General features: G+C 65.9%; 13 protein-coding genes and 2 tRNA genes. 6 read left to right on the top strand and 9 right to left on the bottom strand.

The features are described 5' to 3' along the window. Positions 1-3 precede the first annotated feature (3 nt). The 7 genes from ILT46_RS04785 to ILT46_RS04755 form a co-directional block, all read right to left on the bottom strand. Positions 4-684, bottom strand: coding sequence for a lysophospholipid acyltransferase family protein (locus ILT46_RS04785; RefSeq protein ID WP_233396984.1), 681 nt, complete (start codon positions 682-684; stop codon positions 4-6). Between the two features lie 83 nt (positions 685-767). Next, the gene (locus ILT46_RS04780) at positions 768-1190 is read right to left on the bottom strand and encodes a Fur family transcriptional regulator (protein WP_199503480.1); all 423 of its coding nucleotides are present in this window, start codon (positions 1188-1190) and stop codon (positions 768-770) included. Positions 1191-1276: 86 nt separating this feature from the next. Then, positions 1277-1720 carry a MucR family transcriptional regulator gene (locus ILT46_RS04775; RefSeq protein WP_199503479.1) on the bottom strand — a complete coding sequence of 148 codons (444 nt, stop codon included), beginning with the start codon at positions 1718-1720 and terminating at the stop codon, positions 1277-1279. Positions 1721-1839: 119 nt separating this feature from the next. Then, positions 1840-2322, bottom strand: coding sequence for a GNAT family N-acetyltransferase (locus ILT46_RS04770; protein WP_199503478.1), 483 nt, complete (start codon positions 2320-2322; stop codon positions 1840-1842). After that, positions 2319-2948, bottom strand: a complete 630-nt coding sequence (tsaB, locus tag ILT46_RS04765; RefSeq protein ID WP_199503477.1) for a tRNA (adenosine(37)-N6)-threonylcarbamoyltransferase complex dimerization subunit type 1 TsaB — start codon at positions 2946-2948, stop codon at positions 2319-2321. The genes ILT46_RS04770 and tsaB overlap by 4 nt, the downstream gene beginning before the upstream one ends. 46 nt (positions 2949-2994) lie before the next feature. Then, the gene (locus ILT46_RS04760; RefSeq protein ID WP_370592332.1) at positions 2995-3603 is read right to left on the bottom strand and encodes a malonic semialdehyde reductase; all 609 of its coding nucleotides are present in this window, start codon (positions 3601-3603) and stop codon (positions 2995-2997) included. Then, complete coding sequence (locus ILT46_RS04755) at positions 3600-4178, bottom strand: NifU family protein (protein WP_199503475.1); 579 nt, start codon at positions 4176-4178, stop codon at positions 3600-3602. The genes ILT46_RS04760 and ILT46_RS04755 overlap by 4 nt, the downstream gene beginning before the upstream one ends. 119 nt (positions 4179-4297) lie before the next feature. Here ILT46_RS04755 and ILT46_RS04750 point away from each other — a divergent pair, with 119 nt between their 5' ends. From ILT46_RS04750 to ILT46_RS04725, 6 genes are all read left to right on the top strand, one after another. Beyond that, positions 4298-7213, top strand: coding sequence for a M16 family metallopeptidase (locus ILT46_RS04750; protein ID WP_199503474.1), 2916 nt, complete (start codon positions 4298-4300; stop codon positions 7211-7213). 117 nt (positions 7214-7330) lie between these two features. Next, positions 7331-8701: a class II 3-deoxy-7-phosphoheptulonate synthase gene (locus ILT46_RS04745; RefSeq protein WP_199503473.1), complete on the top strand. Its 1371-nt coding sequence runs from the start codon at positions 7331-7333 to the stop codon at positions 8699-8701. 68 nt (positions 8702-8769) lie between these two features. Next, positions 8770-10002, top strand: coding sequence for an ergothioneine biosynthesis protein EgtB (gene egtB, locus ILT46_RS04740; RefSeq protein WP_199503472.1), 1233 nt, complete (start codon positions 8770-8772; stop codon positions 10000-10002). Next, positions 10002-10958, top strand: a complete 957-nt coding sequence (egtD, locus tag ILT46_RS04735; protein WP_199503471.1) for an L-histidine N(alpha)-methyltransferase — start codon at positions 10002-10004, stop codon at positions 10956-10958. The genes egtB and egtD overlap by 1 nt, the downstream gene beginning before the upstream one ends. Positions 10959-11004: 46 nt before the next feature. After that, complete coding sequence (locus ILT46_RS04730; protein WP_199503470.1) at positions 11005-11667, top strand: retropepsin-like aspartic protease family protein; 663 nt, start codon at positions 11005-11007, stop codon at positions 11665-11667. Positions 11668-11772: 105 nt separating this feature from the next. Then, positions 11773-12525, top strand: coding sequence for a Crp/Fnr family transcriptional regulator (locus ILT46_RS04725; protein WP_199503469.1), 753 nt, complete (start codon positions 11773-11775; stop codon positions 12523-12525). 10 nt (positions 12526-12535) lie between these two features. Here ILT46_RS04725 and ILT46_RS04720 read toward each other — a convergent pair. Together ILT46_RS04720 and ILT46_RS04715 are read right to left on the bottom strand one after the other, a co-directional pair. After that, a tRNA-Pro gene (locus tag ILT46_RS04720) sits at positions 12536-12612 on the bottom strand. Between the two features lie 28 nt (positions 12613-12640). Further along, positions 12641-12716: transfer RNA gene (locus ILT46_RS04715), tRNA-Ile, on the bottom strand. Between the last annotated feature and the right edge of the window lie 45 nt (positions 12717-12761).

Here is a 12761-nt window from a genome sequence, read left to right as displayed (position 1 = left end):
GGGCTAGGCGGGCAGACGGGCGCGAATAGCGCCTTGCGCGGCCTGCGCCATCGCTTTGCGGCCCGCGAGCGCCGGACCCGTCAAGGGGGGCAGGAAATGGATATCGAGTCGAACCGAACGCGCCCGCGCAAGGATGCGCCTGAAATTGTCGAGCCCCGGCTCGTCGCCAACCCACGACACGTGCGGTGCCTCGTCATAGACCAGCACCACCGGCTGCACGGCAATGCCGGGCGGCGGCGGGTCGATCGCCGAAAGCAGCGCGCTCTTGAAAGGCAGCGTGGTAGTGCCGTCGCTTGTGGTTCCTTCAGGGAAAATAGTCAGCCGGCTTGCGCCAGCCAGCGCTGCGCGGATTTCGGCCACCTGACCTGCCACCGTCGTACGTTCGTGGCGGGCGATGAACACCGTGTCGTTCATCTCGCACAGCCATTTGAGGAACGGGTGCCCCGCCAGCCCGTCATGCGCGATAAAGGCGCTACCGGCTGCCTGCGCCAGCGCGGGAATATCCATCCAGCTGACATGGTTTGCCAGCAACAATGCGTGTGGCGCGGGCCGACCATGCACGCGGATGTCCATCCCGGCGAGCCACCCTATTCCGGTGAGGAACAGGCGCGCGAAAATCCTGCTATCGGCAATCAGCCGGGTCAGCAGATGCAGCGGAGCGCAGATCAGCAGCAAGACCGCCATCGCCGCCACCCTCAGCATAGTACGCGTCCACCCGCGCAGCCCGATGCGGGGCGCGGGCTGGTCGAGTGCCGGGCTAGCCACCATCAGCCGCGGCGGTCCGCCCTGACGCCGTACAGCTCCATCCGGTGGTCCACCAGCCGATAGCCAAGTTTCTCGGCGATCTGTTTCTGCAAGGCTTCCAACTCGGGATCGACGAATTCGATCACCTTGCCCGTTTCCACATCGATCAGATGATCGTGATGCGCCTCGGGCGCCGCTTCGTACCGGGCACGGCCATCGCCGAAATCGTGCCGGTCGAGAATGCCGGCTTCTTCGAACAGGCGTACAGTCCGATAGACCGTAGCGATCGAAATCCGCGGATCGATGGTTGCGGCGCGCTGGTGGAGCAACTCGACATCGGGATGATCATCGGCTTCGGACAGGACCCGGGCGATGACCCGGCGCTGCTCGGTGATGCGGAGGCCGCGTTCGGCGCACAATTGTTCGAGGTCGATACGGTGCGGCAAAGATGGCTCCAGACAAAACGCCCCGTACCCTTATCGGGCCGGGGCGCTGTGCTCAAGCCGCGCGCTGGCGCGGTTTGGAGTACGGGTCAGACCTTGGCCTTGGGCTTGCGACCGCGCGGCTGGCCCGGCTTCCGACCAAGCCCGATTTTCTTTGCCAGATCGCGGCGGGTGGCAGCGTAGTTGGGCGCGACCATCGGGTAATCCGCCGGCAGGTTCCAGCGCGCGCGATAATCTTCCGGGCTCATGTCGTAATTGGTCCGCAAATAGCGCTTGAGCATTTTCAGCTTCTTGCCGTCTTCGAGGCAGACAATATAGTCCGGCTTGACCGAAGAGCGCACCGGGACTGCTGGCGTGCGCGGCTCTTCTTCCGGTTCGGCCGGCTGTCCCAGCCCGGCAAGTGCTGCGTGAACACTGGTGATCAGCGTCGGCATATCGGCGACGTCGACGTTGTTGTTGCTGACATGTGCTGCAACAATGTCTGACGTCAGAGTGATGAGCATTTCGGCAGTCTCGTTCTGAGTGTTATCCATCTTTTCTTATCTCCTGCGCGCCATGGGGGTTGATGGACGCATATTGATCCGCCGCGCCGGTGAAACATTTTTCCGAAACTTGCAAGTATAGTGCAGACGGGGTTCTCGTGAGAGCTCAGCTATTCATCATCTGCGAAATCAGCGGGTCCGATCGAGCAGGCGAAAGTAATCGCATCCAGGCGCGTCCCATCGGCCAGTCGATAATAATCATGACGCCGGCCGATAGGCCAGTAGCCATGACGGCGATACAAGTTCTCCACGGGATTATTAGCCCGCATTTCCAGAAAAATGCGGTCCGCTCCGCGTAGTTCGGCAGCAGCTGCCAATTGGCGCAACAAGGCCGAACCGACCCCCCGGCCGCGCGCTTCGGGAGCGACACCGATAAGAAGCAATTCCTCTTCACCGGGCGCGGCGCGCACCAACGCAAAGCCCGCCGCCGGCGCTTCATCCACCGGCACCGCGCCGGTCCAGTCAGCGAGATAGTAATGCGTGTGAGGCATGAGGAGCGAATCGGCCACCTGCCGGCGGGTCCACGCCTCGCCCCAATACGGATCGAAAGCGGCTGTCATCACTGCCATGATCCGGTCAAGATCGTCCGTCATGGGGCCGGAATATGGGCGCTGGGGAGACGGGCGTCTGGCGCACGGCCATAAAGTGCGGTCGTATCGGACGTCAGCAATGCTGGCGGCAACATGGCGACCAGCCGTGCATCCGGGTGCAGCGCCAACGCCTCGGTGCCCGGTACCAGCGCGGCGAGTTCCGTGGCGCGTGTTCCGGCGAGCAGCACCGCGCGAACAGCAGCGGCCGCGACATCCGGTGCTAGCGATTGCAGATCCGCTGTCGGTAAGCCGTCGGGCGCGAAACCCTGCAGGAAAATCTCCCCATGTCCGCCGTTCATTGCTGCTGTAACCGGCACTGGTCCGCATGCGACCCGGGCGCCTGCAGCGACAAGTGCAAGCGTGGGATAGCCCACAAGCTCAGCTCGCCAAGCCAGAGCCAGCGCGCGCGCGGTCGCCAGGCCGATCCGCACTCCGGTGAAACTGCCCGGCCCGCGCGAAACGGCGATGCGTTGCGCCCGCCCGCGATCGGGCAGCGCAGCGATCATGGGCACAAGGTGTTCGGCGTGACCGCGCCCCAGCATGCGGTGGTCATGGGCGATCAGGGCGTCATCTTCAAACAGCGCGACCGAGCACGCTTCGCTTGCACATTCGATCGCCAGCCACCGCATGGAGTGGGTCGATGCCGCAAGCCGTCGGGCAGGTAAAGGCTGCGGCTTAGACGATGCGATTGAAGCGGGCGAATTCGGGGCGTGGGCTGCGGGGGAAGATGCTCGCCGGATCGCCATAGCCGATCGAGCAGATCCAGTCAGCGCGGCAGCGCGGCTGATCGGCGAAAAAGCGCGCGGTGACGAGATCAAGATCGACCCCCGACATCGGCCCGCAATCGAGCCCCAGGCTGCGTGCGGCGAGCATCAGATAGGCGCCCTGCAACGCCGAGTTGCGCGCGCCTGTCTCGCGCCGCAAAGCCTCATTGCCGTCAAACCACAGCTTGGCGTCGGCATGGGGGAACAGGAACGGCAATTCCTCGTGAAAGTCGAGATCGTAGCCGATGATCACGCAAACCGGTGCGGTGAGGATTTTGGCGCGGTTGGTTTCGATGGCACATTCCGCCAGCTGATTTTTGGCGTCTTGCGAGCGGCACCAGACGAACCGGGCCGGCTGCGAATTGGCCGATGTCGGACCCATTTTCAGCAGGCTGTGGATTTGTTCGATCTGCGCTTCGCTGACCGGGCGGTCGAGCCAGCCATTATAGCTGCGTGCTTCACCGAAGAGTTGCGCGAGCGCCGAATCGCCGAGCGGCCGATCGTGAAACTGCACAGTCACGCCGCGCGCACCTCGGTGATTTCGGGCACGTAATGCTTCAACAGCCCTTCGATCCCGTGCTTGAGGGTAGCACTGGACGACGGGCATCCGGCACAGGCGCCCTGCATCGTCAGGAACACCACCCCGTCGCGGTATCCGCGATAGACTATGTCGCCGCCATCGCCCGCCACGGCGGGCCGCACACGGGTGTCGAGCAATTCGTTGATCTGGGCGACGATATCCGCATCCGCCGGATCGGCATCTACGACGAGCTCGGTTTCCGGGGGGACGGCAAAGCCGCTGGCGTCGCCGCCGGCAAACAAAGGCGCCTCGGCGATGAAATGGTCGAGCAGGATCGACACGATTTGTGGCCGTAACTGGGCCCATTCGGCACCCGGCGCGGCTGTTACGGTGACGAAATCACCCCCGAACATCACATTGACGACCTCCCCGGTATCGAACAGCGCCTGCGCCAGCGGGCTCGCCTCGGCGGCTTCCGGCGTGGCAAAATCGCGGGTGCCGGCGGGCATCACCTGTCGCCCGGGCAGGAACTTGATGCTGGCGGGATTGGGGGTTGCTTCGGTTTCGATGAACATACCCCTGATGTAGGGCGCCGGCCGGAGAGCGGCAAGGGCAACAGCCCGTTCGCGGGCGCCCCGGAAAAAGCCGCCGCCATTCACTCGCGCTTCACCGATACGGCCGCTATAGTCGCCCCATGACCGTGTTTTCCCGCGCCGCCCGGCGCATCGTCCTCGCCCTTCCGCTGGCCTTTATTGCTCCGCCGCTGTCGGCGCAGGACCGGCCGCTGCCGCCGCCGACGGCGCTGCAGACCGGCGAGACGGTGCCGTGGATCTATCGCGGCAGCGACGTGCCGCGCGACCGCGAATGGCTGTTCGGCGAAATGCGCAACGGGGTGCGCTATGCGGTGCGCCGCAATGGGGTGCCGCCGGGGCAGGTGTCGATCCGCATTCGCATCGATGCCGGCTCGATCCACGAACGCGATCCCGAACAGGGCTATGCCCACCTGATCGAGCACTTGGTCTTCCGGCAGAGCAAGCATCTCGGCCCTGGGGAGGCGATCGGACGCTGGCAGGCGCTGGGCGCCACCTTCGGCAGCGATACCAATGCCGAAACCAGCCCGACGCACACCGCCTACAAGCTCGACCTGCCCAATGTGACGCCCGCCAAGCTGGAGGAGAGCTTCCGCCTGCTCGCGGGCATGATGCGCGAACCCGCCTTGTCGCAGGCCAACCTTGCCGCCGATGTGCCAATCGTGCTGGCCGAGATGCGCGAGCGCGGCGGGGCGCAATTGCGCGTGGCCGAAGAAAGCCGGCGGACGCTGTTTGCCGGCCAGCGGCTGGCCGAGCGGCTGCCGATCGGAACCGAAGCCACACTGACCGGCGCGACCGAAGCGAGCATTCGCGAGTTCCATCGCCGCTGGTATCGCCCGGAAAATACCGTGGTGGTCGCCGCCGGCGATGTCGATCCGCAACTGCTCGCCTCGCTGGTCGAGAAATATTTCGGTGACTGGCGCGGGCGCGGGGCAAAGGTCGAGGCGCCGCCCTTCGGCGATCCGGTGGCACCCGCCGGCGCCGATCCGGCCAACCCGGTGGGCGAGACGCGCGTGCTGGTCGAACCCGATCTGCCGCGTTCGCTGACCTATGCGGTGATGCGCCCGTGGCGGCCGGTGAACGATACCATCGTCTATAATGAAGGGCTGCTGCTCGACACTCTGGCCCAGTCGATCATCAACCGGCGGCTGGAAACGCGTGCACGCGCTGGCGGATCGTATCTGTACGCGCAGGTCTCGCAGGACGATGTCAGTCGGTCGGCCGATGCCACCTTTGTCACCTTCGCCCCGCTGACCGAGGATTGGCGCGCCGCGCTGGCCGATGTGCGCGGCGTCATTGCCGATGCCATCGCGCAGCCGCCGACGCAGGCGGAGATCGACCGCGAGGCCGCAGAATTCGACGTCACCTTTGCCAGTTCGGTCGAACAGCGGTCGGTGATGGCGGGATCGAAACTGGCCGACGACATCGTTCAGGCGGTCGATATTCGCGAGGCGGTCGCTGCGCCCGAGACCGTGCTGACGGTGTTTCGCGGGATGCGCCACCGGCTCACCCCGGCCGAGGTGCTGGCGCATACGCGCGCGCTGTTCACTGGCGACGTCATCCGCGGGGTCTATGTCACCCCGGCAACGGGCGAGGCTGATGCAGGCGCGCTGGCCGCCGCGTTGCGGACTGCCGCGACGCCTGACGCGAGCGCCCGGCTTGACGAGCGGCCGGTATCCTTTGCCGACCTGCCGCCGATCGGCCCCGCCGGATCGGTCGCCGATGCGCGGCCGTTGGGCTTGCTGGAGATAGAGCGCGTGCAGCTGTCGAACGGCGTCACCGCGCTGCTGTGGGCGAATGATGCCGAGCCGGGGCGCACGGCGGTCAAGGTTCGCTTCGGCGCCGGCTACCGCGCGTTCGAGCCGCAAGACGCGCCCTATATCGAACTGGGCGAATCCGCGCTGGTCGGCTCGGGCGTGGGCGCGCTGGGCCAGGACGATCTCGACCGGATCGCCACCGGCCGGCGGTTGGGCTTCGATTTCGGGGTTGGCGACGGGGTATTCACCTTCTCGGCGCAGACCCGTTCGGCTGACCTTGCCGACCAACTCTATCTGTTCGCGGCCAAGCTGGGGATGCCGCGCTGGGACGCCAATCCGGTGCTGCGCGCCAAGGCCGCCGCGCGCGTGACCTATGAAAGCTATTCAGCAAGCCCGGCGGGTGTGCTGACCCGCGATCTCGAATATCTGCTGCGCGACCGCGATCCGCGCTTCGGCACGCCCGATGCGGCAGCAATTGCGGGGGCCACGCCCGAAGGGTTCCGTGCGGTGTGGGAGCCGATCCTGCGTCAGGGGCCCGTCGAGGTGTTGATCTTCGGCGAATTCGATCGCGCCCAGGCCATCGCGGCGCTCGAACGGACGTTCGGCGCTTTGCCGCCCCGCACGCCGATCACGCCCGCACAAGCGGCGCGGGTGCCAAGCTTCCCGGCGCCCGCTGCGGCGCCGGTCGTGCTCACCCATCGCGGCGATGCCAATCAGGCGGCAGCCGTTGTCGCCTGGCCGACAGGGGGCGGGGTCGTGGGTTTGCGCGAATCGCGCCAGCTCGAAATCCTCACCCAATTGTTCAACAACCGGCTGCTGGCCGAGATGCGCGAGCGTTCGGGCGCATCCTACGCGCCGCAAGTGTCCTCGAACTGGCCGGAAGATCTGGCGAGCGGCGGGACGGTCACCGCCATCGCCCAGTTGCAGCCGGCCGATGTGCCGGCCTTCTTTGCCGCGGCGGACGAGATCGCCCGCGATCTGACGGTCAATCCGCCGAGTGCAGCGGAGCTGCAACGGGTGACCGAGCCGCTCCGCCAACTCGTCAGCCGCGCATCGACGGGCAATCTGTTCTGGTTGTATCAGCTCGAAGGGGCGAGCACCGATCCGCGCCGCGTGGCCATGCTGCGCACGCTGCTCGACGATTATTCGCGCACCACCCCCGACGCGATGCAGAAACTGGCAGCGAAATACCTTTCGAGCCGGCCCGGGTACCGGATTGCGGTGCTGCCCGAAGGCGAGTCGCTGCCTGCAGGAACGCGCTGAGCGGTGACAATCGCGCCTTCTGTGCGCCCAAGTTTAATGGCCTTGGCCGAGCGGCTGCTTTGCGTTTGAAGGGCAGCGGCCTTAGAACGGGTGCCGAACAGGCAAGAGAAGGACGACGTGGCAAGCAGATGGAGCCCGGATAGCTGGCAGATGCACGAAGCGCGGCATTTGCCGCGTTACGAGGATGCGGCCGCGCTGGCTGAGGCGGAACGCACGTTGTCAAACTATCCGCCGCTGGTGTTCGCGGGCGAGGCGCGCGCGCTGACGGCCGATCTCGCCGAAGTTGCCGCGGGCAAGGCGTTCCTGCTCCAGGGCGGGGATTGCGCGGAAAGTTTCGCCGAATTTCACCCCAACAATATCCGCGATACTTTCCGCGTGCTGCTGCAGATGGCGGTCGTGCTGACTTTCGCCGGCAAGCAGCCGGTGGTGAAGGTGGGGCGGATGGCGGGCCAGTTCGCGAAACCGCGCAGTTCCGCCAGCGAGACGCAGGGCGAGCAGACGCTGCCGAGCTATCTCGGCGATATCGTCAACGGCATCGAGTTCGAGGACGGCGCGCGCCGCAACGATCCGGCACGGATGGTGCGCGCCTATTCGCAGGCCGCCGCCACGCTCAACCTGCTGCGCGCTTTTGCCGGCGGCGGCTATGCCAATTTGCGGCAGGTGCACCAATGGACGCTCGATTTCATGGGCCGCAGCCCGTGGGCCGACAAATTCGCCCAGACCGCCGACCGCATCGGCGAGGCGCTCGATTTCATGGAAGCCTGCGGGATCGACCCGGCGACCGTCCCGCAACTGAAGGGCACCAGTTTCTACACCAGCCACGAGGCCCTGCTGCTGCCCTACGAGCAGGCGATGACGCGGCAGGATTCGCTCACCGGCGACTGGTACGATACCAGCGCGCACATGGTCTGGATTGGCGACCGCACCCGTTTTGCCGGCAGCGCGCACATCGAATTCGCGCGCGGCATCGGTAACCCGCTGGGCATGAAATGCGGGCCGAGCCTCGAACCGGATGAACTGCTGCGCCTGCTCGACACGCTTAATCCCGCGCGCGAACCGGGGCGGATCACGCTGATCGCGCGCTTCGGGCACGACAAGGTGGAGGCCGGCTTGCCGCGGCTGCTGCGCGCGGTCACCCGCGAAGGGCATCCGGTGGTGTGGAGCTGCGACCCGATGCACGGCAATGTCGTCAAATCGGACAGCGGGTACAAGACCCGCCCGTTCGACCGCATCCTGGCCGAAACGCGCAGCTTCTTCGCCGTCCACCGCGCGGAAGGGACGCATCCGGGCGGCATCCATGTTGAAATGACCGGGCAGGACGTGACCGAATGCGTCGGCGGGGCAGTGGCGATCACCGATGCCGCGCTGGCCGACCGCTATCACACCCATTGCGACCCGCGACTGAACGCGGCGCAATCGCTCGAACTGGCGTTCCTGATCGCGGAAATGGTCAATCGGCAGAGTGCGGGCCAGCGGGCAGCCGCCTGAAATATCCTGCCTTTGCGCTTTCCAAGCGCCCGCGTGGCGGCCATACCGGCCGAGCGGGAGGTGAATGCATGGCGTCGAAATTGTCTCCTGCACAGGATGGTCCAGACCTCGCGACCCGCCTTGCTGCAACGCGCGGGTTGAGCGCAGCGCTGGCGGCCCCGCTCAGCGATGCCGATGCGACGATCCAGTCGATGCCCGACGCCTCGCCCGCCAAGTGGCATCTGGCGCACACGACGTGGTTCTGGGAAACCTTCCTGCTGCGCGATCATCTGCCCGGCTATCGCCGGTTTGACGAGCGGTGGCCGTTCCTGTTCAACTCCTATTACGAGGCGGAAGGCGCGCGGATCGCGCGGGCCAGTCGCGGGCTCCTCTCGCGGCCGACGCTGGCGGAAATCCTCGACTGGCGCGCGCATGTCGATGCGGCGATCGCCCCGTTGCTGGACGATCCGTCGCTGGCGGGGCTGATCGAACTGGGCCTCGCGCACGAACAGCAGCATCAGGAATTGCTGCTGACCGATATCAAGCATGCGCTGTTCCAGAACCCGCTTGGCCCGGCGTACTCGTCGGATGCCAAGGCACCATCGGTCGAAAGTCCGGCGGACGACGGCTGGTGGGACCATCCGGGTGGGATCGCGGAGGTCGGCCATGGAGGCCGCGGCTTTGCGTTCGACAATGAAGGCCCGCGCCACCGGGTGCTGGTGCAGCCCTTCGCGCTATCGCAGCGGCTGGTGACCAACCGCGAGTGGGACGCGTTCATCGCCGACGACGGCTATCGCCAGCCGCGCCTGTGGCTCGCCGACGGCTGGGCGTGGGTGCGGGCGGAAGGGGTCGCCGCGCCGCTCTACTGGCGGGACGATGCGCATTTCACGCTGGCCGGGTGGCAAGTGCGCGAAGCCGAAGCACCGGTCAGCCACATTTCGTATTACGAGGCCGATGCCTTTGCCACCTGGGCCGGCGCGCGCCTGCCGACAGAGTTCGAATGGGAGACGATCGCGCAGGGGCATGACCCCGCCGGCGGCAACCAGCTAGATGCGCCAGGACCGGTCGCCCCGCGCGGCGCGCCCGGCCTGTTCGGCGATTGCTGGCAATTCACCCGCTCGGCCTATCTGCCCTATCCCCGCTTCCAGCCGGCGGAAGGGGCGGTGGGCGAGTATAATGGCAAGTTCATGGCCGGGCAGTTCGTGCTGCGCGGCGCGAGCTGTGCCACCCCGCGTGGCCATTCGCGGGCGAGCTACCGCAACTTCTTTTACCCGCATCAGCGCTGGCAGTTCATCGGCCTGCGGCTGGCCAAGGACGCGTGATGGCGCTGGTCGACGGCGCCGATCCGGCTTTTGTGCGCGACGTGCTCGCCGGAATGGCGCTGCCGCAAAAGGCTGTGCCGGCGCGGTGGCTCTATGACGAGGCCGGGTCGCATCTGTTCGAGGACCTCACCCGTCTCCCCGAATATTATCCCACGCGCACGGAAACCGCGATCCTCGCTGCCTGTGCAGCGGATCTGGCAACGCAGGTCGGCCCGGGGCGCGCGGTCGTGGAATTCGGTTCGGGCAGTTCGACCAAGACGCCGCTGGTGCTCGATGCGATTTCCCCGGCGGCCTATGTACCGATCGACATTTCGGGCGATTTTCTGCGCGCGTCGGCCGCCGCGCTGGCGGCTGCCCGGCCTGGTCTGCCGGTCCACCCGGTCAAGGCGGATTTCCTCCAGCCCGTCGCCCTGCCGAGCGCTGTTGAGGGTCTGCCCAAGCTGGGCTTTTTCCCCGGCTCGACCATCGGCAATTTCGGCCCGCGGGCAGCTACCGATCTGCTGCGGAGCATGGCCGCCACGCTAGGCGAAGGCGCGCAATTGCTGATCGGCATGGACCTCATCAAGGATGAGGCCGCGCTCGTCGCGGCGTATGACGATGCGGCTGGCGTCACCGCTCGGTTCAACCGCAACCTGCTCCAGCGGATCAATCGCGAAGCCGGCGGGACCATTCCGGTGGCGCAGTTCCGCCACGAGGCGCGATGGAACGATACGCAGGCACGGATCGAGATGCATCTGGTGGCCGAGTGCGCGCTGTCCTTCACCATTGCCGGTCAGTCCTTCGCGATGGGCGCCGGCGACAGCATCCACACCGAAAACAGCCACAAATTCTCGCTGCGCAGTGCGGCGTTGCTGCTGATGGCTGGTGGCTGGCAGATCCGCACGCGGTGGCTCGATGCAGACGCGCTGTTCGCCATCATGCTCGCTGACCGCGCCTCCGCCAACTTCGCGCCGTAACGGTACGCGGCTGGCCCTTCGCCCTCGCAACACCCATATTATCGGCATGCAACCACGCGAGATCGTTGAGCGGCTGGGCGAGACGGTTGCCGCCGTGCCGCAATCGGGCCTGTTGATGCTGGCCGTCGGCGCGATGATCGTGGGCTGGCTGGGCACGATGCTGGCGCGGCGGCGGATCGTCTTCGGACGGGTTCTGGGCCGCTTGAGTACCGTTGTGCTCGCCGGGGTGCTGCTCACCGTCGTCCTGCAGATTGCCCGGTTCGATTCCCGGCTGGACGTCGCGCTGCCCGAATTTGGCCTGCCAAGACAGCAGGTCAGCGGCGGGGAAACCCGGATTCCGCTGGCCCATGATGGCCACTTCTGGCTGGAAGCCAAGGTTGATGGCATACCCACCCGCTTCCTCGTCGACACCGGCGCCACGCTCACCGCCGTGTCGAGCGAAACCGCCCGCGCGGCTGGCCTGAGCCCCCGACGCAGCGGCATTCCGGTACAGATCCGCACCGCCAACGGCGCGATTGCCGCCGAACTGACGACGATCGAAACGCTGCGGTTCGGCAATATCGAGGCGAGCGGGCTGGATGCGGTCATCGCGCCCAATCTGGGCCGCACCAATGTTCTCGGGATGAACTTCCTCTCGCGCCTGGCGGGTTGGCGAGTGGAGCGCAACATACTCATTCTCACACCCGACAAGGCTATGTCCGAAAACTAATCTTTCGCAATTTCCAATAATTTCGGCTGCACTTCCAAAACTAAGTTTTTAAGCAGGCCCGGAAAGGCGGCGGCGACCGCCAGCAGGAAACTTGGTGGGGGCAGCGTGAACGATAATCGCTTTCCCGTGACGGGGCGATTTCTCCAAGGGCGCCTGCGTCATGCAATTACCACACGCGAGGCGCAGCTTTTCGAAAAGTTATTCGATCCGGCCGAAGAGTTTCCGGATGGGACCGTGCTCATCAAGCGCGGGAATCTCGTCAATCATTCGACGATGCTGGTGGAAGGCTTCGCGGTTCGCGTGATCGAGGATGATGGGGGCGCACAGATCGTCAGCATCCACGTACCCGGCGATTTCATGGACCTGCACGCCTTCCCGCTCAAGCGGCTCGACCATAATATCGTGGCGCTTGGTCCGGCACGGGTGGCCGCTGTCACGCATGACAAGCTGCGGCTGATCATCGATCAGGAGCCCCATTTTGCGCGTGTGCTGTGGTTCTCGACATTGCTCGATGCGGCGATCCACCGCGAATGGATCATGAAACAGGGGCAGCTGCGCGCCGAGGGGCGGGCCGCGCACTTCTTTGCCGAAGTGTGGGAAAGGCTGGCCATGGTCGGCCTTGCCGAGGACGACGGCTTTTTCGCGCCTTTGAAGCAGGTCGACATCGCAAATATCTGTGGCACCACCGCGATCCACATGAACCGTGTCCTGCGCGACCTGCGCGAAGGCGGCGTCGCGGATTTCCGGCGCGGCCGGATGCGGGCGCCAGACAAGAAGCGGCTGCATCGCCATGGCCGGTTCAAGCGCGATTACCTGTATGGCGAAGGCGAGCTGGCGCTGACCGGCGATCTGGACTGAGCCCTAAAGGTGGTCGGGGAGACAGGATTCGAACCTGCGACCCTCTGCTCCCAAAGCAGATGCGCTACCAGGCTGCGCTACTCCCCGACACAGGGCTTCGTACGCTCGACGGTGCTGGTGGGCCCGGCAGGATTCGAACCCGCGACCTAGCCGTTATGAGCGGCCAGCTCTAACCGCTGAGCTACAGGCCCCGCGCACCGCGTGCGTCGCGGCGCGTAGCGGCGGCAGGCGCGCGT

Source organism: Qipengyuania sp. YIM B01966 (assembly GCF_016461955.1).
In the GTDB taxonomy this organism is placed as follows: Bacteria; Pseudomonadota; Alphaproteobacteria; order Sphingomonadales; family Sphingomonadaceae; genus QFOP01.
This window is presented reverse-complemented; position numbering and strand designations above follow the sequence as displayed.

Bases quoted from the DNA above. Each gene is read 5' to 3' on its own strand.
- ILT46_RS04785 (WP_233396984.1), bottom strand. From the start codon at position 684: ATGGCGGTCTTGCTGCTGATCTGCGCTCCGCTGCATCTGCTGACCCGG.
- ILT46_RS04775 (WP_199503479.1), bottom strand. From the start codon at position 1,720: ATGGATAACACTCAGAACGAGACTGCCGAAATGCTCATCACTCTGACG.
- ILT46_RS04770 (WP_199503478.1), bottom strand. From the start codon at position 2,322: ATGACGGACGATCTTGACCGGATCATGGCAGTGATGACAGCCGCTTTC.
- tsaB (WP_199503477.1), bottom strand. From the start codon at position 2,948: ATGCGGTGGCTGGCGATCGAATGTGCAAGCGAAGCGTGCTCGGTCGCG.
- ILT46_RS04755 (WP_199503475.1), bottom strand. From the start codon at position 4,178: ATGTTCATCGAAACCGAAGCAACCCCCAATCCCGCCAGCATCAAGTTC.
- ILT46_RS04750 (WP_199503474.1), top strand. From the start codon at position 4,298: ATGACCGTGTTTTCCCGCGCCGCCCGGCGCATCGTCCTCGCCCTTCCG.
- egtB (WP_199503472.1), top strand. From the start codon at position 8,770: ATGGCGTCGAAATTGTCTCCTGCACAGGATGGTCCAGACCTCGCGACC.
- egtD (WP_199503471.1), top strand. From the start codon at position 10,002: ATGGCGCTGGTCGACGGCGCCGATCCGGCTTTTGTGCGCGACGTGCTC.
- ILT46_RS04730 (WP_199503470.1), top strand. From the start codon at position 11,005: ATGCAACCACGCGAGATCGTTGAGCGGCTGGGCGAGACGGTTGCCGCC.